The following is a 21,216-nucleotide window of genomic DNA, read 5'->3' on the forward strand; positions in this document are numbered from 1 at the left end:
ATGGAGGTCCTCACCCTGCCTGCCCGGGACCTGGCCGCGCAAAGAGCGTTTTACGGGGACGTGCTGGGCCTGCCCGCCGACACAGACGAGGTGGGGGCTCTGAACCTGCGGGTAGGGTCCACGCTCCTGCGCTTCGTCGTGGGAGAACTGGGCGGCCCCTCCCACTTCGCGTTCAATGTACCGGAGGACCGCTTCGCCGGGGCGCGGGCATGGCTGGAGGAACGGGTTCCCCTGTTGGCGGACCCGGCGGGGGAGACGAGCTTCCACTCGAAGTCGTGGAACGCCGACATGGTTTATTTCCGCGACGCGGAAGGAAACATCCTCGAACTCATCGCCCGGCACACCCTGCCCACCTCCCCGGGCACCGGCTTCGGCGTGGCCGATCTCCTCTGCGTGAGCGAGCTGGGCCTGGTCGTTCCCGACGTGCCCCGGGCCGTGCGCGACCTGCAACAGCGTCTCGGGCTCCCCGTCTACCGCGAGGGGTCGCCCACCTTCACTCCGCTGGGCGATGAGGAAGGGCTGCTGATCGTGGTGCAGGCCGGTCGCGGCTGGTTCCCGGTGGGGGATCCGGCCTGGCCCCTCCCCTTTCACCTTCAGGGCCGCAACGGGGACCACGCTTTCGACCTCAAGGAGCACCCATGACCCAGACGACACACCCCAACCACGACCTCGCCCGGCAACTGCGGGACAGCAAGCTGACCGGCGGCCTGCGCCACTTCATCGGCGGCGAGTGGGTGGACTCCCTGGGCGGCGAGACCTTCCAGACCCACACGCCCACCGACAACTCGGTGCTGGCGACTGTGGCGAGCGGGAACGCGGCGGACATCGACCGCGCGGCACGGGCCGCCCACGACGCCTTCCAGACGTGGCGCGAGGTGAGCGGGGCCGAGCGCCGCAGGATCTTGCACCGCATCGCCGACCTGATCGAGGCGCGGGCGCAGGAGATCGCCGTGCTGGAGAGCGTGGACACCGGGCAGGCCATCCGCTTCATGAAGTCGGCGGCGGCGCGCGGGGCGGAGAACTTCCGCTTCTACGCCGACCGGGCGCCGGGCGCGGCGGACGGCGAGAGCCTGCCTGCGCCCGGCTTCCTGAACTACACGATTCGGCAGCCCATCGGCCCGGTCGGGGTCATCACGCCCTGGAACACGCCCTTCATGCTCTCCACCTGGAAGATCGCCCCGGCCCTCGCGGCGGGCTGCACGGTCGTCCACAAGCCCGCCGAGTGGAGCCCGGTCACGGCGACGCTCCTCGCCGAGATCATGGACGAGGCGGGGCTGCCGAAGGGCGTGCACAACCTCGTCCACGGCTTCGGGGAGAGCGCGGGGAAGGCGCTGACGGAACACCCCTTGATCCAGGCCATCGCCTTCGTCGGCGAGACGGTCACGGGCAGCCACATCATGCGGCAGGGGGCGGAAACGCTAAAGCGGGTGCATTTCGAGCTGGGCGGCAAGAACCCGGTCGTGGTGTTCGATGACGCGGACCTCGACAAGGCCCTCGACGCCGTGGTCTTTATGATCTACAGCCTGAACGGCGAACGCTGCACCTCCTCCAGCCGCGTGCTGATTCAGGAGGGCATCTACGACGAGTTCACCGCCCGGATCGCCGAGCGGGCGCGAAACATTCGCGTCGGTGACCCCCTCGACCCCACCACCGAGGTCGGCCCGCTGGTCCATCCCCGCCACTTCGAGAAGGTCCTGGGGTACTTCGACCGGGCGCGCGAGGAAGGCGCCACCATCGCGGCGGGCGGCGAGCGCGTAGGCAGCGCGGGCAACTACGTCTCCCCCACCCTCTTCACCGGGGCCCGTAACGACATGCGGATCAGCCAGGAGGAGATCTTCGGCCCCGTCCTGACCGCCATCCCCTTCACCGACGAGGCGGAGGCGCTGAGCCTCGCCAACGACGTGAAGTACGGGCTGGCCGGATACCTGTGGACGAACGACCTCACCCGCGCTCACCGCTTCGCACACGGTCTGGAGGCCGGGATGATCTGGGTGAACTCGGAAAACGTCCGTCACCTGCCCACCCCCTTCGGCGGCGTCAAGAGCAGCGGCATCGGGCGGGACGGCGGCGACTACTCCTTCGACTTCTACATGGAGACGAAGAACATTGCCATCTCGCTCGGGACGCACAAGACGGCGAAGCTGGGCGTGGGGCAGGCGCCTGTGATCGGGAAGGAGGTGGCGGAGGGGTGAGTGATACTCAGGCCGTTTGGGAGCGTATCGAGGCGTGGTACGCGGCGCACGGAGCCTCCCACCTCCTCCATCCCGGAGCTTCCGAGGAAGCTATGGCCGAGGCTGAACAACAGCTTGCCATGACGTTTCCACGGGAGTTGCGCGAATCATTGCGCAGACACGACGGCTCCACGGCGGGAGGCTGGCGTGGCGGTGATCTCCTCTCCCTCGAAGGCATCCAGAGCGAGCGCCAGATCTGGATGGACCTGCTTCAGGGTGGGGACTTTGACGACAACCAGGACCACAACGAGCATTCGGGCCAGGTTCAACCGGGGTGGTGGAACGCTGGTTGGATTCCTCTTCATGCCGACGGTGGGGGAAACGGGTACGTCATCGACACCACCCCGGGCCAGGCAGGACAGGTCGGACAGGTCCTCTTCATGGACCACGAGGTTGGGCCGAGTGAAGTGATGTTCAGCAGTCTGGGAAGCTACCTCGAAGATGTCCTGGGCGAGCTTTCCTCCGGGGAGTGGGTCTACTCCGGGGAGTACGACAGCCTGATCTCACGCGACGAACTGGAGGAGGCATGAACCCCGTCCGCATCCTCCTCACCGGGGCCGCCGGGCAAGTCGGCTCCGCCCTCCGCGAGGGCCTGCGCGGCCACTTCCCCACCCTGCGCCTGACGGACAACCGCGACCTGGGCGAGGCGCAGCCGGGCGAGGAAATCGTCTACGCCGACCTCACCAAGTTCGACGAGGTCCGCGCCGCGGTGGAGGGCGTGGACGCCGTCATCCACCTCGGCGGTATCGCGGACGAGCACACCTATGAGCGTATCCGCGACGTGAACATGGACGGCACCTATCACGTGCTGGAGGCCGCGCGGCAGGCGGGGGTGCGGCGGGTCGCCTTCGCCTCCTCCATCCACGCGGTCGGCTTCTACCCCCGCTCGGAGAAGATCGGCCCGAACGTGCCGGTGCGTCCCGACACCTACTACGGCGTCAGCAAGGTCTTCGGGGAGGCGCTGGGCCGGATGTATTTCGAGCGGTACGGGATCGAATTCGTTGGCGTCCGCATCTGCTCCTTCCAGCCCCGGCCGAAGGACGCCCGCCACCTCAGCACCTGGCTCAGCCCCAGGGACGCCGCGCAACTGTTCGGGCGGGCCGTGACCGCGCCAGACGTGGGCTTCCTGATCGTCGCGGGCATCAGTGGCAACACCAGGCGCTGGATGACGCCGGAGGGCTGGGACCGGCTGGGTTACGTGCCGCAGGACGATGCGGAAACCTATGCGGCTGATGTGGAGCACATCCACGGCGACCCCTCGGATATCACCGAGCAGCGGCAGGGCGGGATTTTTGTCGATTCGACCTACACCGGCCTCGCCGGGAAGGAGCAATGACATGGCAGCCATCACCGGACAGCAGTTCCTCGACCGCCTGCGAAAGAATCCGCCCACCCTCTACCTCGACGGGGCGCGGGTGGAGGACCCCACCACCCATCCCGCGACGCGCAACATGGCGCACTCGCTGGCGGGGCTGTACGACCTCCAGAATCGCCCCGACCTGCGCGAGAAGCTCACCTTCGAGGAGGACGGCCAGCGGTATCCCATGAGCCTGCTCGTGCCGCGCACGAAGGAGGACCTGGCCCGCATCGGCGAGGCTCACCGCATCCGCGCCGACTACTCACTGGGCTTCCTGGGCCGCGCCCCCGACTACATGAACGCCAATGTGATGGCGGCGGGGGCGGGGGCCGACTACTTCAACCGTTGTGAGGCGAGCAGGCCGGGTGATCCCCAGCGTGACTTCGCCGCCAACATGCGCCGCTACTTCGAGTTCGTGCGCGACCACGACCTCTGCCTGACGCACGCGCTGACGAATCCGCAGGTCAACCGGGCGAAGATGGCCTCCGAGTTGCCCGACCCCTACATCGCGCTCGGGGTGGTGGAGGAGCGCGAGGAGGGCATCATCGTGCGCGGCGCCCGCATGATGGCGACGCTGCCCATCGCGGACGAGATCCTGATCTTCCCCTCCACGGTGCTCAAGGAGAACGCGGACAAGAGCCGTTACGCGATGGGCTTCGCGGTGCCCACGAACACGCCCGGCCTGAGCTTCCAGTGCCGCGAGCCCTTCGACGTGGGCCGCGACCCCGAGGACCACCCCCTGGGCAGCCGCTTCGACGAGCAGGACGCCTTCGTGATCTTCGACGATGTGCTGGTGCCCTGGGAGCGCGTCTTCCTGCTCTACGACGTGGAGCTGGCGAACAAGGCCTACGCTGCTACCGACGCGGTGCTGCACATGGCCTACCAGGTCGTGAACCTCAAGATCGCTAAGACGGAAGCCTTCCTGGGCACCGCGCAGAGCATCGTGAATGCCATCGGCTCGGGGCAGTTCCAGCACGTGCAGAGCAAGGTCGCCGAGATCATCATCATGCTGGAGATCATGCGGGCACTGGAGGTCGCGGCGCGGGACGGGGCGACCGTCAACGAGTACGGCGTGATGACCCCGGCTCGGGGACCACTCGACGCTGCGCGCAACTACTACCCCGCCGAGTACGCCCGGCTGCCCGAACTGCTGCAACTCCTGGGCGCCTCGGGCATCATCATGATGCCGGGCAAGGCCGACCGTGAGGGGCCGCTGGGGCCGCAGATCAGCAAGTACCTGCAAGCCGGGAACGCCAGCGCGGAGGAGCGCCTGAAGCTCTTCCGCCTCGCCTGGGACATGTCCATGAGCAGTTTTGGCGGGCGCCAGAGCCTATACGAAAAGTTCTTCTTCGGCGACCCGGTGCGGATGCACTCGGCGCTGTACGAGGTCTACAACAAGGGGCCCGCCGTGGAGCGCATCCAGACCTTCCTGAAGCGCACCGAGAAACCGGAGGGGGTGGCGGCGGATGACTGAGGTTCGTCCAGATGTGATCCGCATCGCCCACTCGGTCTTCACCGTCACCGATCTGGAGGCCTCGCGCGACTTCTACGTGAATCTTCTCGGCCTGAACGTGCTGCACGAGGAGGGGAACGCCCTCTACCTGCGCGGGGTGGAGGACCGTGAGTGGACGCTGAAGCTGGAGCAGGCTCCGCAGGCAGGAGTCCGGCACCTCGGCTACCGGGTGCGGGGGGACGCGGACCTCGACGCCCTCGTCGCCCTGGCGGAGCGCGAGGGTCTCCCCTACCGCTGGGAGGAGGAACTCGACCGCCCGCGGATGCTGCGGATGCAGGACCCCTTCGGCGTGCCCGTCGCCTTTTTCCGGGAGAGCCAGACCCACCGATGGCTGCTCCAGGACTACCACCTCCACCGGGGGCCGGGCCTGCAACGGGTGGACCACGTGAACGTGCTGACCCCCGACGTGGAGGGCATGATGAACTGGTACGGCGAGCGGCTGGGCTTCCGCCTCTCGGAGTACACCGAGGACGAGAACGGGCGCGTCTGGGCTGCCTGGGTGCAGCGCCGCGGCGGCGTCCACGACCTCGCCATGACGAACGGAGCGGGCCCGAGGCTGCACCACTGGGCCTACTGGATGCCCGACGCCATGAGCATCATCCGGGCATGCGACATCCTGGCAGGCGCGCGGCAGCCCGAACGCATCGAGCGCGGGCCGGGGCGCCACGGCATCTCCAACGCCTTTTTCCTGTATGTGCGCGACCCGGACGGCCACCGGATCGAGCTGTACACCAGCGACTACGTCACGGTGGACCCCGACTTCCAGCCCATCCGCTGGCTGCGTGACGACCCCCGGCGCCAGACCCTGTGGGGTGCCCGAACGCCGCGCAGCTGGTTCGAGGAGGGCTCGCTCATGGAGGCCTTCGGGGGCGGCTGGGTACAGCCCGCCGAGGGCGAGTTGCGGGGGATTCCGGCGCATGTCATCTGAAGTGAACATCGGGGGGCAGAGAGCCGCGCGCTTTTTGTCCCTTCTGCTGAAGCGGGTGCTCAGCCAGGAGGGTTCATGATCCCATCTCCCGAGGAACCGGGCCGCGCGTCCGGCCTGATCCCCCGCGATTCGTCCTTGCCCAACCTGGAATTTCCCTTTCGTGACCTGAACTCCCGGGTGACGACGACAGCATCTTTTTACGTCCGCAACCACTTTCCCACCCCGCCCCTGACCGCCGAGGACTGGAGCCTGACGGTGGGCGGAGCCGTCCTTCATCCCCTGCGGCTGGGACTGGAGGAGCTGCAGTCCCTGCCTGCCCTCACCCTCACCGCCACGATGGAGTGCGCGGGCAATGGCCGCACCTTCCTGTCCCCCCGGCCACGCGGTGTGCCCTGGGAACTGGGCGCGGTGGGCACCGCCTGCTGGACCGGTGTGCCGCTCTCGGCGGTGCTCGAACGCGCCGGGCTGCCCGAGGTGGCGGCGACCTGGGAGGTCGTGCTGGAGGGCGCCGACCGCGGGGTGATGACCGAGCCGGTGGCGTCGCCCGGCGAGATCAGCTACGCGCGTTCCGTGCCGCTCGCCAAGGCTCTGGACGACGTGCTCCTCGCCTACGAGATGAACGGTGAGGTGCTGACGCCCGATCACGGGTTCCCCGTGCGCGCGGTCGTGCCAGGGTGGTACGGCATGGCGTCGGTGAAGTGGCTCACGGCGGTGCAGGTCGTCCCCGAACCGTTTCAGGGGTACTTCCAGACGGTGGACTATGCCTACTGGGAGACCCGGGACGGCCTGCCGCCCCAGCTCCGGCCCATCGGGCCCCTCCAGCTCAAGGCCGCCATCGCCCGCCCCGCCCCCCGCGAGGTGGTGCCCTGCGGAGTCCCCTACGAGGTCACGGGCGCGGCCTGGGCTGGCGAGGCGGAGGTGGCCCGGGTCGAGGTCAGCGTGGACGGTGGCTGCACCTGGGCGGACGCGGAGTTCATCGATCCACCCAAGCCCCATGTCTGGCGGCGCTGGCGTTTTCTGTGGCAGGTGCCCGGGGGGCCTGTTCGCCCGACCCTTCTCGCCCGCGCGACCGACACCCACGGACGCGTGCAGCCGACCTGCCACGACCCGGCGCGGGGCAGTTACATGATCACCCACCCCCTGCCCATCGAGGTGGACGTGCAAGAAAGCTCCCCATGACCGAGAGTATCCAGCGCATCCTTCCAGACACCGAGCTTTCCAGCCTGGCCGCCGAACTGGAGGGGGCCGAGGCGAGTGGCATTCAGCTCACGCCCTTCTCCGAGCGCTTTCCAGGGATGACGATTGCGGACGCCTACGCGGTCCAGCGGGCCTGGGTGGCGCGCAAGCTGGAGGGTGGGCGCCGCATTCTGGGGCACAAGATCGGCCTGACCTCCCGCGCGATGCAGATAGCCTCGCAAATTGACGAGCCGGACTACGGGGCGCTGCTCGACGACATGTTCTTCGAGCCGAACGGGGACATTCCCCTCTCGCGCTTCGTGGCGCCGAAGGTGGAGGTGGAACTCGCCTTCCTCCTGAAAGCGGACCTGCGCGGGCCGGGTGTGACTCTTTTCGACGTGTTGCGCGCCACGGAGTACGTGACGCCCGCTGCCGAGATCATCGATGCGCGAATTCAACGGGTGAGCAAGGCGACGGGCAAGCCTCGCCGGGTGACGGACACCATTAGCGACAACGCGGCCAACGCCGGGGTGATCCTGGGGGGCCGCGCCACGCGCCCCGACGATCTCGACCTGCGCTGGGCCGCCGCGCTCTGCATCCGCAACGGTGTGATCGAGGAAACGGGCGTGGCGGCGGGCGTGCTGGGTCATCCCGCGACCGGCATCGCCTGGCTCGCCAACCGCCTCGCTCCCCACGGGGAGGGCTTGCAGGCGGGCGAGATCGTGCTGGCCGGGTCCTTTACCCGCCCGGTCGATATAGCCTCTGGCGACGTGTTCACCTTCGACTACGGACCGCTGGGCACCTTCTCGTGCCGCTTCACGGGAGAATCGCGGCATGGCTGACAATAGCTTCAAAGCGGCCCTGACCCGTGGCGACCGTCTCTACGGCTTCTGGCTGGCCCTGGCGGACGCCTACAGCGCCGAGCTCTGTGCCGGGGCGGGGTTCGACTGGCTGGTGATCGATGGCGAGCATGCTCCCAACGACGTGCGGAGCATGCTGAGGCAGCTTCAGGCGGTCGCGCCTTATCCTGCCGCGCCCGTGGTCCGACCCCCTGTCGGTGATCCCGTCCTGATCAAGCAACTCCTCGACATTGGGGCCAGGAACCTCCTCATCCCGATGGTCGAGTCGGCGGCCCAGGCGCGGGAGATGGTCGCGGCCACCCGCTATCCGCCGCAGGGCATACGCGGCGTGGCGAGCGCCCTGGTGCGGGCGAGCAGCTTCTCGCGCGACGCGGATTATCTGCGGCACGCGAATGAGGGCGTCTGCCTGCTGCTCCAGGTGGAGACAGCCGGGGCCCTCGGGGAGTTGGACGACATCGCCCGGGTGGACGGCGTGGACGGCGTGTTCGTCGGCCCCGCCGACCTTGCCGCGAGCATGGGGCACCTGGGGAATCCCGGGCACCCGGACGTGCAGGCGGCGATCCGGGACGCGGCGGCGCGGCTTCGCGCCGCGGGCAAGGCGGCGGGCATCCTGGCGACTGACGAGGCGGTGGCCCAGACCTACCTGGAATGGGGCTACACCTTCGTCGCGGTGGGCGTGGACGTGCTGCTGCTGGCCCGTATGACGAGCGAACTGGCGACGCGGTTCAGGGGGTAGGGCGGGTTGCTCGTCACGTGACGAGCAAAGAGGGGCGTGGACCTGAAGCTTACTGAGCTCGGTTCCACACCCATTTATTTACACCCCGGGCCATTCGTTGCTGGTCCGCCCGGGGGTCGCGGTTGGCATCGGTCTCTCTGCTCTGGGCACCGCCAAGCGCCACCTGGTTCACCTCCCAGAGAGTGAAAGTCACCGGGAAAGTTTACCAGGGCAAAAGCTCTCCTCGCCGCGAGAGGTTCTCGGCAGCGCAGTCGAACGGCTCGCGTTGAGTTCGCAGGGGGAGGTAGCCGACGCCGGGCAGCACCGCCAGATCCATTCGGCAGGAGGGCTGCCCTTCCTCCATGACATTGAGCCTGAGTGTGGGTGTTCTGGGGACAAATTCCGGAGCGATCCCAAAGAACACCCTTCTGCTCGTCACGTGACGAGCAGAAGGGCCGGGGGGAGAGCCGTGCCCGACTCTCCCCCCTCTCCTGACGGCTTAGCGTCTGCGGCCCCGCGCCTTTTGCGGCCCGACCCGGCCAGCTCCCGTGCCCGTGTCGAGGCGCTGAGCGTTGTGGGGGTGCGGTTTGGCGGTCCGTTTCTGGCCCTGCTGGGCGCGGCCATGACCGGCTGTCCCCGCCTCGCGCGGGGGGTGCCCCTGCCGGGGTTGGGGTGAACCGGGATTCCCCGGGCGTCCACCTCCGCCTCCCCGGCCCTGACCCTGCTTCTCCTGGATGGCCTTGTCGATCTGGCCCTCCTCGCGGGTGAGGGTCGGCTGAACGGCGGCGGGCAGGCCGCGGCGCACGTTGCGCCACAGCTCGCGCTGCTCGGGAATCAGGAGGACGAGGTTCACGCCGGGGCGCCCCGCGCGGGCGGTGCGGCCCGAGCGGTGGACGTGGTCTTCGGCAGTGGAGGCCACGTCCATGTGGATGACCAGCCGCACCTCGGGCAGGTCGATGCCGCGCCCGGCGATGTCGGTCGCCACAAGCACACGCGACTGGCCCTCGCGCAACAGGTCCATGGTCCGCTCGCGCTTCTTCTGATCCATGTTGCCCTGAAGGGCGCTGACCTCCTCGCCGGGGAGCAGGGCGGCCAGCCGCTCGGCGCGGCGTTTGACGAGCGCCTTGGTGCGGCAGAAGATCACCACGCAGCCGCCCGGGGCGCGCAGGGCCTCGCGCGCGTGCTCGGCGGCCACCTCCAGCACGTCCTCTCGCGTGGTGTGGACGAGCAGGTGGGTGGCGCCGGTCGCCCCGCCCAGGATGTCGTCACTCTGGGCCGCCTCGGCCGAGCGCTCGGGCGCGATGTCGATGCGCTCGGGGGCGTGCATGAAGCGCTCCGCGACCTCGCGGATGGCGGCGGGGAAGGTGGCGGAGGCCATGGCGATCTGGAGGTTCCGGCCGGCCGCGGCTTGTGCCGCCCGCAGGATGTCGCCCACGTCCTTCAGGAAGCCCAGGCTCAGCAGCTCGTCGGCCTCGTCCAGAACGACGTAGCGCAGCCCGGCGAGGGAGAGTTCGCCGCGCGTGATCAGGTCCTTGAGGCGTCCGGGCGTTCCGGCGATCACGCCCTTGCCGCTCGCCTCGCCCCGGGTCTGGTTGGGTGTGATGCCGCCCGTGATGCGCCCGGCGGGCATCCCGAGTTCGCGGGCCACGTCGCGGATCTGCACGGCCAGCTCGCGCGTGGGCGTGACGACCAGCACCTCGGGCCGCATGCCGCGCGGCGTCCCCATGCCGATGCCGCGGGCGGCGGCCGGGATCAGGAAGGCGAGCGTCTTGCCGCTGCCCGTCCGGGCGGTGGTGATCACGTCGCGCCCGGCAAGCAGGGCGGGGATGGCTCCGGCCTGCACCGGGGTGGGCGTGCGCCCGCCGAGAAACCTCTGCCAGTCGGTGACAGGGGAAGAGCCGGGAGCAGGCTGCCCGGGACGAGTCCGGTCCTGGCCTTCCCGATGCTGGCCAGGGCGCGTGGGGGTGGCAGAGCGGTCGGTGGCCTGAGCCGAAGTGCGTTCAGGCTGGTCTTTGGTTCGAGTGGGAGTCATGGAACGTCCTGTCGGCAGAACACACCGCGGGAGGGCGGATGGGCCGCTCCCGGTGGAGGCGCAGCGCTGGAGAGGGCGCTGGGGAAGGAAAGGAACGCCTCAGGCGGGTCTCGCCTGGCTCTCCGCGCTGCTGGGTCGTCTGCCTGCTGAGGAGGTCTGTTCTGCCGGAGGTTCGACTTCACAGACAAACGGACACAGTATGCCGCAAAACCGCGCCCCCGACTGTGGGGGCCGGGGGTGAGGAGTCAGGAGGGCTCTTTGGAGGTCGGGGGGGAGTCCGGCTCAGGCTCGGTCTTCCCCTTCCAGCGCCCCGCCTGGCGCACACTCTGGGTCAGGAGGTACTCGATCTGGGCGTTGACGCTCCGCAGGTCGTCGGCGGCCCAGCGTTCGAGCGCGGCGTACAGCTCAGGGCTGATGCGGAGCGGGTAATTCTTGCGGGCCACAGCCGCCTCACCTCACCTTCCGGGCGACTGCACTCAATACAGGCTCCCGGCGTTGACCACGGGCTGGGTGCCGCGCTCGCTGGTCAGCACCACGAGGAGGTTGCTCACCATCTGCGCCTTGCGCTCCTCGTCGAGTTGCACGATGCCCTGCTCCGACAGTTCGCGCAGCGCCATCTCGACCATACCGACCGCGCCCTGCACGATCTGCTGCCGGGCGGCGATGATGGCGCTCGCCTGCTGGCGCTGGAGCATCGCCCCGGCGATCTCGGGCGAGTAGGCCAGGTGCGAGAGCCGCGCTTCGAGCACCTCCACCCCCGCGTGCCGCAGCCGGGTGGCGAGTTCGCGCCCCAGCGCCTCGGCGACCTCGTCGGGATTGCCCCGCAGCGAGAAGCCGTGCCCCTCGTACTCGTCGTAGGGATACTGGGCGGCGAGGTGGCGCAGGGCCGTCTCGGACTGAATCTCGACGAACTCCTCGTAATCCTCCACGTCGAAAACCGCCCGCGCGGTGTCCACCACCCGCCACACAATCACGGCGGCGATCTCGATGGGGTTGCCCATCTGGTCGTTCACCTTCAGCCGCTCGGAGTTGAAGTTGCGAATCCGCAGAGACACGTTGCGGCGCACCGTGAAGGGGTTGGTCCAGTAAAAGCCGTTGCGCCGCTCGGTCCCCACGTACCGCCCGAAGAGGGTCAGCACCTTGGCCTGGTTGGGCTGCACGATGAAAAACCCGGCCAGGGCGAACAGGGCCAGGATGCCCGCCAGAATTCCCCAGACGAACTGTCCGGCGACGAGCAGCCAAAGCGTGACGACCGCCAGCACCAGCCACAGCAGCACGGCGGGCACGCCCGGCAGCCCGAAGGCGCGGCGCTCGACACTCGCCACCCCAGTGGCGGGCGAGACTCCACCCTGCGGACCGACAGTGAGGGGCGCCTTCTCCAGTTTATTCATACCAACCTCCTATCAGGATGATATCATATTGATTCTGACCCGGAAAGGGGATGTGCCGGTCCCTACCTTGGAGAAGACCCTGCGCCACCCCGGCCCGGCGGTTGTCACCCTCCCGCAAAGCACGTATGGTGCGGCAAATACAATTCCCAGCGGGGCGCGGCGGTGGTGCGGCCCACCTTCCGCCCTTACCGTTTCCCCCAGCCGCCGGAGTCCCCATGCAGATTTTCGACCCCACCATCTTTCCGATTCTCGCGGCTGACGGGCTGACCAACGGCGCGGTGTACGCGCTGCTGGCGCTGGCCCTGGTGCTCGTCTTCGCTGTCACCCGGGTGATCTTCATCCCGATGGGCGAGTTCGTCGTCTTCGGCACCCTCACGCTCGCCTCGTTGCAATTGGGGCGGGTGCCGGGCACGCTCTCCCTGCTACTCGTGCTGCTTGGTGTGGCGGCCGTGATGGAGGCGTTCAGTCAGGCCCGGCGGGGGCTGACAGGCAGGGGACTCCTCACGCTGGCGGGCGCGGTGGTGATCGGCGCCGTCCTCTGGGTCCTCACTTCCTGGGCCGCCCCCCTCAAGTTGCCCCTCTGGGGACAGGTCCTGCTCACGCTCGCCCTGGTCGCGCCGCTGGGGCCGCTCGTCTACCGCACGGTGTACCAGCCGCTCCAGAACGCGACGGTCCTCGTCCTGCTGATCGCCTCCGTCGCCCTGCACCTCGCCCTGACCGGGCTGGCGCTGGTGTTCTTCGGGCCGGAGGGCGCGCGCACGCCCCCCTTCGCGGCCGGGAACGTCACGCTGGGGCAGGTGACGCTGACGTGGCAGAGCCTGCTGGTGATCCTGGTTTCCGCTCTCCTGATGCTGGGGCTGTACCTTTTCTTCGAGAGGACGATGGCGGGCAAGGCGTTGCGGGCGACTGCCGTCAACCGCCTGGGCGCCCGGCTGGTCGGGATCAGCCCCGCGTCGGCAGGGAGGCTGACCTTCACGCTGGCCGCCCTGATCGGCGCGCTGGGCGGCATGCTGATCGGCCCCAGCGTCGCCATGACCTACGACTCGGGCTTCCTGATCGGCCTCAAGGGTTTTATCGGCGCGATTATCGGCGGGTTGGTGAGCTATCCCCTCGCGGCGGCGGGGGCGGTCCTGGTCGGCCTGATCGAGAGCTTCGCCTCCTTCAGCCTCTCGGCCTGGAAGGAGGTCATCGTCTTTACCCTGATCCTGCCCGTGTTGCTATGGCGCTCGCTGACCACCCGCCATATCCCCGAGGACGAGGAATGAGGGCGCGGCGGTGGCTGGCCGTCCTCGCGGGCCTGGTGGCGCTCGCCCTGCCGCTGGTACTGCCGCTCTTTCAGGTCACGCTGCTCGTGAACATCCTGATCTTCGCCATCGTGGTCACCGGGCTGGTGCTGCTGACCGGCGTCGTGGGGCTCACCTCCTTCGGGCAGGCGGCCTTTATGGGGCTGGGGGCGTACACCACGGCGGTGCTCACCACACAGGCGGGCTGGAACCCCTGGCTCGGCCTCCTCGCGGGCTTCGGCGTCACCGCCCTGATCGCCTGGCTGCTGGGCCTGATGACGCTGCGGATGCAGGGGCACTACCTGCCGCTGGCGACCATCGCCTGGGGCATCAGCCTGTACTACGTGTTCGGCAACACCCCGGCGCTGGGCGGCTTCACCGGCCTGACGAACATCCCGCCGATCAGCGTGTTCGGCCTGATCCTCACCTCGCCACGCACCTTCGCGTACCTGGCGTTGGTCTGTCTCACGCTGACCGCCGTCGGCGCCCAGTTCCTGCTCTCCAGCCGGGTCGGGCGGGCGATGCGTGCTCTGCGCGGCGGCCCCCTCGTCGCCGAGGCGTTCGGAGTGAACACCTTCCGCCTGCGGGTGGAGGTCTTCGTCCTCGCCGCGCTGATGGCCTCGCTGGCCGGGTGGCTCTACGCCCACAGCCAGCGGTTCGTGAACCCCACGCCCTTCGGCCTGCAAGCGGGCATCGAGTACCTGTTCATGGCGGTGGTGGGCGGCTCTGGGCACGTGTGGGGGGGCGTGCTGGGCGCGGGGCTCATCACCCTGCTGCGCGAGTGGCTGCGCGACCTGCTACCCGCGATCATTGGCGCCCAGGGCAACTTCGAGGTGATCGTCTTCGGCGTCCTCGTCATCCTGACCCTGCAATTCGCGCGGCGTGGCCTGTGGCCGCTCGTCGAGCGGGGACTGCCGCAGGAGGGGGTGCGCCTGCTGCCCGAACGGACGCGATTGCCGGAACGGGGGAGGCCGACGCCGGGGACACCCCTCCTGAGCGTCGAACACGCCGTCAAGCAGTTCGGCGGCCTGCGCGCCGTGAACGACGTGTCCTTCGAGCTGCGTGCCGGGGAAATCCTGGGCCTGATCGGGCCGAACGGGGCGGGAAAGAGTACCGTCTTCAACCTCATCACGGGGGTGAATCCGGCCACGAGCGGGCGGGTCACCCTCGTGGGCCGGGATATCACCCGGCTGAGCGCGGGGCAGATTCACCGTCTGGGTGTGGCGCGCACCTTTCAGCATGTTCACCTGCTCCCCGACCTCACCCTGCTCGCCAACACCATGATGGGCGGGTATGCTCGGGGCCGGGCCGGGCTGGTCGCCAGCCTGCTGCACCTGGAGCGCGCCGAGGAGGCCGCCCTGCAACACGAGGCGCTGCGGCAACTGCGGCGGGTGGGGCTGGAAGATCAGGCCTTCGCGCTCGCCGGGAACCTCGCCCTGGGGCAGCAGCGCATCCTGGAGGTCGCCCGCGCCCTCGTCGCCGACCCCACCCTGCTGCTCCTCGACGAGCCCGCCGCCGGGCTGCGCTACGGCGAGAAGATGGAACTCGTGGCCCTGCTGCGCCGCCTGCGTGACGAGGGCGTGACCATCCTGCTGGTGGAACACGATATGGACCTGGTGATGAACCTGGTGGATCGCCTCGTCGTCATGAACTACGGTGAGAGGCTGGCGGAGGGGACGCCCGCCGAGATTCGCCGGAACCCCGCCGTGCGCGAGGCCTACCTGGGTGTGGACGTGCCGGGTGAGGTCGCGTGACGGCCCCCCCACTCCTGCTCGACGTGCGCGACCTGCACACCCGGTACGGGCGGGTGGAGGCCCTCTCGGGCGTGAGCATCCAGGTCCCCGCCGGGCATATCGTCAGCGTGATCGGCGCGAACGGGGCGGGCAAGACGACGCTGATGAATTCCATCATGGGGGTGCTGCCCTCGGCCGGCGAGCTCACCTACGCGGGCGAGTCGCTGCGCGGCGTGCCGCTGGAGGGTCGGGTGGCGCGGGGAATCAGCCTGGTGCCCGAGCGGCGCGACCTCTTCGCCTCCATGACGGTGGCGGACAACCTCCAGCTCGGGGCCTACAGCCGCCGCCGCGAGAACTGGCGCCGGGAGCTGGAGGAGGTCTACACCCGCTTTCCCCGCCTCTCGGAGCGCCGCCGCCAGCTCGCGGGCACCCTCTCGGGCGGGGAGCAGCAGATGCTCGCCATCGGCCGGGCGCTGATGGGCAAACCGAAACTGCTCCTGCTCGACGAGCCCTCGCTGGGGCTGGCGCCCCTCATCGTGCGCGACATCCTGGGCATCGTGCGGGGGCTGAGGGCCGAGGGCGTCACGGTGCTCCTGGTCGAGCAGAACGCCCGCGCTAGCCTCGCCATCAGCGACGAGGCCTACGTGCTGGAAACCGGTCAGGTGCGGATGCATGGCCCCGCCGCCGAGCTGGCCCGCAACCCCGAGCTGGGGGCGAGCTACCTGGGAGGCTAGCGCCATCTCCCCCACCCTTTTGCCCACATGCCCGCGCTCTAGAGTGCGGGCATGATCGTTGCCTTCGTGAACCCGGCGGGTGTGCTGATCCCGAACGACCCGTCGGAGGACTTGCGGCCCGCCCAGGCCGCCCTCGCGGCGCTGCTGTCGGGCGCTGAACTCATCCCCGTGACTGCTCTGGACGAGGAGGGCATTCTCGACGTTCCGGCGGCCTTCACCTCCTGGCAGGTGCTGCGGCACGGCGCCGTCGTCCTGACCCCCGACGGCGAGGAGGACCCCGCCTGGCGCCGCCTGACCCTGGAGACCCTGCGCGAGCGCGAGGGGGCGCTCCGCCTCGCCTTCCAGGCCGCCCAGCATATCGGCTGGCTGGGGCAACTGGGCACCGAGGCCGAGCTGCACGAGCGTCAGGGCCTCCCGCTGATGGTGACCGTGCGCCACCCCCACGGCGTCGAGCATGCCTTGAGCGCCGCCGAGCGGGAGTGGCGCACCTGGCTGGACGAGGGGCCTTTCCGGGGAGAGCTGCGCCTGATCGGGGAGGGGGACACCCTCACATTGCTCCCCCGCGAGGTGAACCCCGAGAGCGCCGTGAACTTCATCCTGTCTGGGCTTGAGGACGTGGACCTGACCCTCGGCGTGAGCGCCCGGGCCTCGGACGCCGCCTTCCTCGCCCTCTGCGACTACGCGGTGACACCGGGGGACGGCCCGGTCGTCGGTGCCGTCCTCGCCCGCCTCGAGTCCTCCGGCGACGAGGACGAGTGAGCATGGCCCCTTTCGGGAGTAGGGTCAATGTTCAGGTGCACCGGTTGTACGCGAACGTCTACCTGCTGGAAACGCCTCAGGGGCGGCTCGTCGTGGACGCCGGAGCCCTCCCCTACGTGCCCCGCTTTGCCCGTCTGCTGCGAAGCTTTCAGCCCGACGCGCTGCTGCTCACCCATCACCACGTCGACCACACAGGAGGGGCGTTTCTCGCCGCGCGCTTGGGCGTTCCCATCCTCGCCCACCCGGATGAGCATGGCCTGCTGACCGGGGAGGAGCACCGCCTCCCCTCCCCGGCCCGTCACCCGAGTCTGGGTGAATTCCTCTCGCGGCTTCATCCCAAGGTTCCGGCCTCCGCCCTCCATGCCGCTCGGCCCGGTGAGCAGATTCTGGGCTGGAAGATTGTCCACCTCCCCGGCCACACCTCCGGTCAGATCGGCCTCCTGCGGGACGGCGTGTTGGTCGCTGGGGACGCCGTGATTGGTGAGCGCCGCGGAGCGCACCTTCCCCGCGCTGCCTACAACGAGGACCATGGGGCGACGGTGGGCACCTTGCACCTCATAGCGGAGCTGGACTTGAGGACAATTCTGCCGGGTCACGGGGGTCCGCTCACTCCCGGGCAGATCCGGCAGCGGACGGGGCGTTCGCGGGAGGCTGAAGCTGCTCGTCACGTGACGAGCAACTGATCTCATGCCGAATCGAGAAGCTCGCCGATCTGCTGAAGGAGCTTTTCCACCTTGCGGCGGCGGGCGGCGTCGAGCCCGGCCAGCGTCTGGCGGTCGGCGAGGCGGCGTGCCACGACCTGAACGGGATCGGCCTCCTGTGGTCGGGGAGGGGAGACCTGCTCGCGCAGGGCCTGCACGGTCGCGCCCTCGACCGCCGCCCGGAGCAGTTCGGCCCGCCTCCCCGGGTCCGCTACCCGCCCAACGACAAGCGCCTTGCGGTAGTCCAGCCCCGCGCGCATGGCCTCCTGCACATCCTCCGGGAGGTTAAGCACGGCGGCGCGGTTCTTCACGAAGCTGCGCCAGGTTTCCCGCCCCAACGCGCTAAACATGGTGTCGAGCCGGGCGACGGCCTCGGGGTCCTCCTCCGGCCTGCGGTCGAGGGCGAAGAGCCGGGCGACCGCCTCGTTCGCGGGCACCCCCAGGGTCGAGGCCGCGACCTGGAGGCGGGCGCGCACCTCCTCCAGCACGTTCAGGTCCTCGCGTTGCAGGTTCTCCACCGCGGCGGCGAGTTGCGCCTGCGCGTCGGTGAGGTTGCGCAGCAGCACGGGCACCTCCGTCAGGCCCGCGAGCCGCGCGGCCCGCCAACGCCGTTCCCCCGCCACGATCTCGTACCGCCCGTCACCCAACGGCCGCACCAGCAGCGGCTGGAGGATGCCCTGCTCCCGCACGCTGCGGGCCAGTTCCTCCAGCCCCTCGGGGGAAAAGTGAACGCGCGGTTGAAAGGCCCCCGGCCGGAGGTCCGCCACGGGCAGGGTGGTCGCGGCGGGCTGGCCGAGCGCTTCCACGCCCTCCACCAGTCCGGTCAGCCGGGCGCCGATGGCGGGCCGGGCCTTGCGGCTCACGCCTTCACCCCGGGGATCTGCACGTTCAGGTGAGCCGCCCGTGCGATCTCCGCCGTCACCCGCAGCACGTCCTGGTGAACGGGGGAACCCGGCGCGTACACGCCCACCGGCTGCCCGGCACTCGCGCTGTCGTTCCAGACTGCCCCACGGTCGGGAATTGGGCTGGCGAGGGGGCGCAGCATTCCCTGAAGGGCGGCCAGTGCCTCCCGGTCGTGCGAGCGCCGCGCGTCGTACAGGGTGGGGACGTACAGCGCCACCGTGAGGTCGGGCCGCAGCTTGCGGTACGTCGCCATCGCCTCCGAGAGTCCCGCCAGCGCGTTCATGCCCTTCTGCCGGGTGGGGACGGGCACCACCAGATGGTCCGCCGCCAGCGCCCCCAGGATGGACAGTTGCCCCAGGCTGGGCGGGCTGTCGATCAGCACCACGTCGTACCGGCTTGTTACGAGCTGCAGCGCCTGGCGCAGGTGCAGATGCGCGCCCACCACGCCCATCATCTGTCCCTCCGCCAGGGCCAGGGACACGTCGCTGGGAATCAGGTCCAGGCCGTGCGCCGCAGTGGGGGAGGGGAGAGGATCGCCGCGCGTCGCGGTGTCGTACACCGTCTGCTCACGCGTGACGCCCGACACCCCCAGCCAGTCGGTCAGGTTGGCCTGTGGGTCGAGGTCCACGACCAATACGCGAAGCCCGGCCTGCGAGAACGTGTAGCCCACGTCGCGGGTCAGGCTGGACTTCATGACCCCTCCCGCATGATTGAAGAACGTCAGCGTCCGCATTTCTCCCAGCCTACATGGAAGAGCCTGCCTTTGCTCGTCACGTGACGAGCGGCAGGAAAGAGGCCCTTGGAGTGTCGGACAACTTGCGCCATTTCCAATAGACGGACCGACCAGGCGGTGGCAAGCTGTGGCCCGGGCAGCGGGCCGGAAGGGTCAGAGTTGGAAAGTTGAGGGAGCTGGCCTCTTCCCAGCCTGCCCCACCCGCCGCAGAGCGAGGAGCAGCAGTGGTTATACACGTTATTTACATAATTCTCCATCTTTCTTCTGCAAATAACAACAAAACAGGGTATCGGACAACTTGCGCCGTTTTCGGAGAGAGGAGTATCGGACAACTTGCGCCGTTTTTTTCACACCCCTGTCCCACACGTACTTTTTTCCGCTCTTTTTCCCAAATAAGGGGGTATCGGACAACTTGCGCCGTTTTGCTCAAAAGTATCGGACAACTTGCGCCGTTCGGGGGGGAGGTATCGGACGACTTGCGCCGTTTTCAAACTCTACCTATCGGACGACTTGCGCCAAAGGTATCGGACAACTCGCGCCGTTCGGGGGGGAGGTATCGGACGACTTGCGCCGTTTGACCCCCAAAACTATCGGACAACTTGCGCCAAACTATCGGACAACTTGCGCCGTTTGGGGGGTAAAACATCGTCCAGGACGCGCGGCGACCCGGCGCTTGTTGTTGACAACATATAATCTTTTAAAAGATAAAAAGATCTAGAAAACAACAAACAAGGGGTAACCGTGTCCGAAAAAGGAATCAAACGCTTCGACGAGCTCAACATCGCCCGGTTGAGCCTCATCAGCGTTCAGGAGCGGATCCCCCCGGACTACCGCGACTGGAGCGTGGAGCTGGAGGACGGCGACCGGCGCTACAAGGTGACCTGCCAGGCGATGCCCGAGTACGGCGTGCCCCACGGCATCGACACCGACATCAGCGCCGCCCTCGTGAACCTGTACATCGACCAGGGGGCTCCGGCCGACGGCAGCGTGACCTGCACGCCCTACCAGCTTCTCCAGATGGCGGGGCTGGACACCAGCGGGCGCTACTACGCCGCGCTCGACGAGAGTCTCAAGCGGCTGCTCACCACGAACTACTTCATCGCCGAGGGCTGGCGCGACCACCCCCGCAAACGCTGGACGAACGTGAACTTCCGCTACATCGACCGCCTGGAATTTTCGTCGGGCGAGGCCGAGCGGCTCGACGCTACCAGCATCCTGAAGATCACCCTGCCGCAGGAGATCGCCCGCAGCGTGCGCTCGGGGTACATCAAGCCGCTCGATCTGAGCTTCATGCAGACCCTCAAGCGGCCCCCCACCCGGGCGCTGTACCGCCTGCTCGACTCGCAGCGCCGCGACCCAGAGAACCCCGAGCAGGTGGCGATGTCGTACCAGGTGGGCCTGATGGAATGGGCCGAGGCCTGCAAGATTGTGACCGACCGGCCCAGCATGGCGCAGCGCACCCTGGACGCTGCCCACGAGGAACTGATCGAGAAGGGCTTCCTGAAAAGCGTCGAATACCTGGGCCGCGGCAAGAAAAAACTGTTGCACTACACCTTCGGCGAGGCCTTCATCCCGCCTGACCCGCTGCTCGTGCAGAGCCTCGCCGACCTCGGGATCACCCACACCCGCGCCCTGCAACTGGTGCGTGAGCACGGCGAGGCGAACGTGGAGGACACCCTGACCCGCTACCAGACCATCGTGGCCGGGGGGTACCGACCACGCAGCCGCCCCGCCTTCTTCGTGGACCTTCTCAAGAACCCGGAGAAGTATCAAGTTCCCGATGAGGCCGTAACGGCTCCAGAAGAGCCTAGGAAGGTCCAGCGAGGCAGAGGAAGGGGAGAGAGTACGGTCGAGGAGTTGGAGGGACCTTCACGGCCTTCTCAGGAGGAAGAGGAATCGGACGCCGACACCGCCCTGCGGGCCCTCCCCCGCGAGGTGCAGGTCGAGGAGGTCATGCGGACGCTGACATTCCTGCTCCGCAACGACCTGAAGGTGCCCGAACTCGACACCCTGCGCCTCGCGCTGGACGAGGGGCTGGAGGACCCGCTCGACGTGAAGGTCTGGGTGCTGCGCGCCGTGACGAGCGGGCAGAGGACCGCGATGATCCGCGACCTCCGCGCTCGCCTGAGCCTGGTCCCCGCCTCGCCCACGGGGAGATGAGGGAAGA

20 protein-coding genes are annotated in these 21,216 nt (G+C 68.6%); 15 read left to right on the forward strand and 5 right to left on the reverse strand.

Annotation, left to right across the window (positions count from 1 at the left end; genetic code table 11):
* The 9 genes from F784_RS22645 (at position 1) to hpaI (ending at position 8,801) form a co-directional block, all read left to right on the forward strand.
* Complete coding sequence (locus tag F784_RS22645) at positions 1-642, forward strand: VOC family protein (RefSeq protein ID WP_019586244.1); 642 nt, start codon at positions 1-3, stop codon at positions 640-642.
* Positions 639-2,192 (forward strand): 5-carboxymethyl-2-hydroxymuconate semialdehyde dehydrogenase, encoded by a 1,554-nt coding sequence (gene hpaE, locus F784_RS0108210; protein WP_019586245.1) that lies wholly within the window; start codon positions 639-641, stop codon positions 2,190-2,192. Before F784_RS22645 ends, hpaE begins: the two co-directional genes overlap by 4 nt.
* Positions 2,189-2,761, forward strand: coding sequence for an SMI1/KNR4 family protein (locus F784_RS0108215; RefSeq protein WP_019586246.1), 573 nt, complete (start codon positions 2,189-2,191; stop codon positions 2,759-2,761). Before hpaE ends, F784_RS0108215 begins: the two co-directional genes overlap by 4 nt.
* Complete coding sequence (locus F784_RS0108220) at positions 2,758-3,567, forward strand: NAD-dependent epimerase/dehydratase family protein (RefSeq protein WP_019586247.1); 810 nt, start codon at positions 2,758-2,760, stop codon at positions 3,565-3,567. Before F784_RS0108215 ends, F784_RS0108220 begins: the two co-directional genes overlap by 4 nt.
* 1 nt (position 3,568) lies before the next feature.
* A complete protein-coding gene (hpaB, locus tag F784_RS0108225) occupies positions 3,569-5,062 on the forward strand; it encodes a 4-hydroxyphenylacetate 3-monooxygenase, oxygenase component (RefSeq protein ID WP_019586248.1) in 1,494 nt (497 codons plus the stop codon).
* Positions 5,055-6,029: a 3,4-dihydroxyphenylacetate 2,3-dioxygenase gene (gene hpaD, locus F784_RS0108230; RefSeq protein ID WP_026332361.1), complete on the forward strand. Its 975-nt coding sequence runs from the start codon at positions 5,055-5,057 to the stop codon at positions 6,027-6,029. The genes hpaB and hpaD overlap by 8 nt, the downstream gene beginning before the upstream one ends.
* Positions 6,030-6,104: 75 nt before the next feature.
* Positions 6,105-7,208, forward strand: a complete 1,104-nt coding sequence (locus tag F784_RS0108235) for a sulfite oxidase (RefSeq protein ID WP_019586250.1) — start codon at positions 6,105-6,107, stop codon at positions 7,206-7,208.
* On the forward strand, positions 7,205-8,047 hold the full coding sequence (gene hpaH, locus F784_RS0108240) for a 2-oxo-hept-4-ene-1,7-dioate hydratase (protein ID WP_019586251.1): 843 nt from the start codon (positions 7,205-7,207) through the stop codon (positions 8,045-8,047). Before F784_RS0108235 ends, hpaH begins: the two co-directional genes overlap by 4 nt.
* Positions 8,040-8,801 carry a 4-hydroxy-2-oxoheptanedioate aldolase gene (hpaI, locus tag F784_RS0108245; protein WP_019586252.1) on the forward strand — a complete coding sequence of 254 codons (762 nt, stop codon included), beginning with the start codon at positions 8,040-8,042 and terminating at the stop codon, positions 8,799-8,801. Before hpaH ends, hpaI begins: the two co-directional genes overlap by 8 nt.
* Before the next feature lie 478 nt (positions 8,802-9,279).
* Here hpaI and F784_RS0108250 read toward each other — a convergent pair whose 3' ends face one another.
* The 3 genes from F784_RS0108250 to F784_RS0108260 form a co-directional block, all read right to left on the reverse strand.
* Positions 9,280-10,812 (reverse strand): DEAD/DEAH box helicase, encoded by a 1,533-nt coding sequence (locus F784_RS0108250; protein WP_026332363.1) that lies wholly within the window; start codon positions 10,810-10,812, stop codon positions 9,280-9,282.
* Positions 10,813-11,057: 245 nt separating this feature from the next.
* Complete coding sequence (locus tag F784_RS0108255) at positions 11,058-11,255, reverse strand: type II toxin-antitoxin system antitoxin (RefSeq protein WP_019586254.1); 198 nt, start codon at positions 11,253-11,255, stop codon at positions 11,058-11,060.
* A gap of 33 nt (positions 11,256-11,288) precedes the next feature.
* The gene (locus tag F784_RS0108260; protein ID WP_019586255.1) at positions 11,289-12,203 is read right to left on the reverse strand and encodes an SPFH domain-containing protein; all 915 of its coding nucleotides are present in this window, start codon (positions 12,201-12,203) and stop codon (positions 11,289-11,291) included.
* A gap of 215 nt (positions 12,204-12,418) precedes the next feature.
* Between F784_RS0108260 and F784_RS0108265 the strand changes: the two genes are divergently transcribed.
* Genes F784_RS0108265 through F784_RS0108285 form a run of 5 tightly spaced genes read left to right on the forward strand, consistent with a single transcriptional unit; the run spans position 12,419 to position 17,395 of the window.
* Entirely contained in the window at positions 12,419-13,468 is a 1,050-nt protein-coding gene (locus F784_RS0108265; RefSeq protein ID WP_019586256.1) for a branched-chain amino acid ABC transporter permease, read from the forward strand.
* Complete coding sequence (locus F784_RS0108270) at positions 13,465-15,240, forward strand: branched-chain amino acid ABC transporter ATP-binding protein/permease (protein WP_019586257.1); 1,776 nt, start codon at positions 13,465-13,467, stop codon at positions 15,238-15,240. Before F784_RS0108265 ends, F784_RS0108270 begins: the two co-directional genes overlap by 4 nt.
* Entirely contained in the window at positions 15,237-15,953 is a 717-nt protein-coding gene (locus tag F784_RS0108275; protein WP_019586258.1) for an ABC transporter ATP-binding protein, read from the forward strand. The genes F784_RS0108270 and F784_RS0108275 overlap by 4 nt, the downstream gene beginning before the upstream one ends.
* 51 nt (positions 15,954-16,004) lie before the next feature.
* Complete coding sequence (locus F784_RS0108280; protein ID WP_019586259.1) at positions 16,005-16,712, forward strand: HAD family hydrolase; 708 nt, start codon at positions 16,005-16,007, stop codon at positions 16,710-16,712.
* 2 nt (positions 16,713-16,714) lie between these two features.
* Positions 16,715-17,395 carry an MBL fold metallo-hydrolase gene (locus tag F784_RS0108285; RefSeq protein ID WP_019586260.1) on the forward strand — a complete coding sequence of 227 codons (681 nt, stop codon included), beginning with the start codon at positions 16,715-16,717 and terminating at the stop codon, positions 17,393-17,395.
* 2 nt (positions 17,396-17,397) lie between these two features.
* Here the strand turns inward: F784_RS0108285 and F784_RS0108290 are convergent, their stop codons facing one another.
* On the reverse strand, positions 17,398-18,276 hold the full coding sequence (locus tag F784_RS0108290) for a ParB/RepB/Spo0J family partition protein (RefSeq protein ID WP_019586261.1): 879 nt from the start codon (positions 18,274-18,276) through the stop codon (positions 17,398-17,400).
* Entirely contained in the window at positions 18,273-19,049 is a 777-nt protein-coding gene (locus tag F784_RS0108295) for a ParA family protein (protein ID WP_019586262.1), read from the reverse strand. Before F784_RS0108295 ends, F784_RS0108290 begins: the two co-directional genes overlap by 4 nt.
* Before the next feature lie 741 nt (positions 19,050-19,790).
* Here F784_RS0108295 and F784_RS22650 point away from each other — a divergent pair.
* The gene (locus tag F784_RS22650) at positions 19,791-21,209 is read left to right on the forward strand and encodes a replication initiator protein A (RefSeq protein ID WP_019586263.1); all 1,419 of its coding nucleotides are present in this window, start codon (positions 19,791-19,793) and stop codon (positions 21,207-21,209) included.
* The last annotated feature ends 7 nt before the right edge of the window (positions 21,210-21,216 follow it).

This window comes from Deinococcus apachensis DSM 19763 (genome assembly GCF_000381345.1).
GTDB lineage: Bacteria > Deinococcota > Deinococci > Deinococcales > Deinococcaceae > Deinococcus > Deinococcus apachensis.

Bases quoted from the DNA above. Each gene is read 5' to 3' on its own strand.
- F784_RS22645 (WP_019586244.1), top strand. From the start codon at position 1: ATGGAGGTCCTCACCCTGCCTGCCCGGGACCTGGCCGCGCAAAGAGCG.
- hpaE (WP_019586245.1), top strand. From the start codon at position 639: ATGACCCAGACGACACACCCCAACCACGACCTCGCCCGGCAACTGCGG.
- F784_RS0108220 (WP_019586247.1), top strand. From the start codon at position 2,758: ATGAACCCCGTCCGCATCCTCCTCACCGGGGCCGCCGGGCAAGTCGGC.
- hpaB (WP_019586248.1), top strand. From the start codon at position 3,569: ATGGCAGCCATCACCGGACAGCAGTTCCTCGACCGCCTGCGAAAGAAT.
- hpaD (WP_026332361.1), top strand. From the start codon at position 5,055: ATGACTGAGGTTCGTCCAGATGTGATCCGCATCGCCCACTCGGTCTTC.
- F784_RS0108235 (WP_019586250.1), top strand. From the start codon at position 6,105: ATGATCCCATCTCCCGAGGAACCGGGCCGCGCGTCCGGCCTGATCCCC.
- hpaH (WP_019586251.1), top strand. From the start codon at position 7,205: ATGACCGAGAGTATCCAGCGCATCCTTCCAGACACCGAGCTTTCCAGC.
- hpaI (WP_019586252.1), top strand. From the start codon at position 8,040: ATGGCTGACAATAGCTTCAAAGCGGCCCTGACCCGTGGCGACCGTCTC.
- F784_RS0108250 (WP_026332363.1), bottom strand. From the start codon at position 10,812: ATGACTCCCACTCGAACCAAAGACCAGCCTGAACGCACTTCGGCTCAG.
- F784_RS0108260 (WP_019586255.1), bottom strand. From the start codon at position 12,203: ATGAATAAACTGGAGAAGGCGCCCCTCACTGTCGGTCCGCAGGGTGGA.
- F784_RS0108265 (WP_019586256.1), top strand. From the start codon at position 12,419: ATGCAGATTTTCGACCCCACCATCTTTCCGATTCTCGCGGCTGACGGG.
- F784_RS0108270 (WP_019586257.1), top strand. From the start codon at position 13,465: ATGAGGGCGCGGCGGTGGCTGGCCGTCCTCGCGGGCCTGGTGGCGCTC.
- F784_RS0108280 (WP_019586259.1), top strand. From the start codon at position 16,005: ATGATCGTTGCCTTCGTGAACCCGGCGGGTGTGCTGATCCCGAACGAC.
- F784_RS0108285 (WP_019586260.1), top strand. From the start codon at position 16,715: ATGGCCCCTTTCGGGAGTAGGGTCAATGTTCAGGTGCACCGGTTGTAC.
- F784_RS0108295 (WP_019586262.1), bottom strand. From the start codon at position 19,049: ATGCGGACGCTGACGTTCTTCAATCATGCGGGAGGGGTCATGAAGTCC.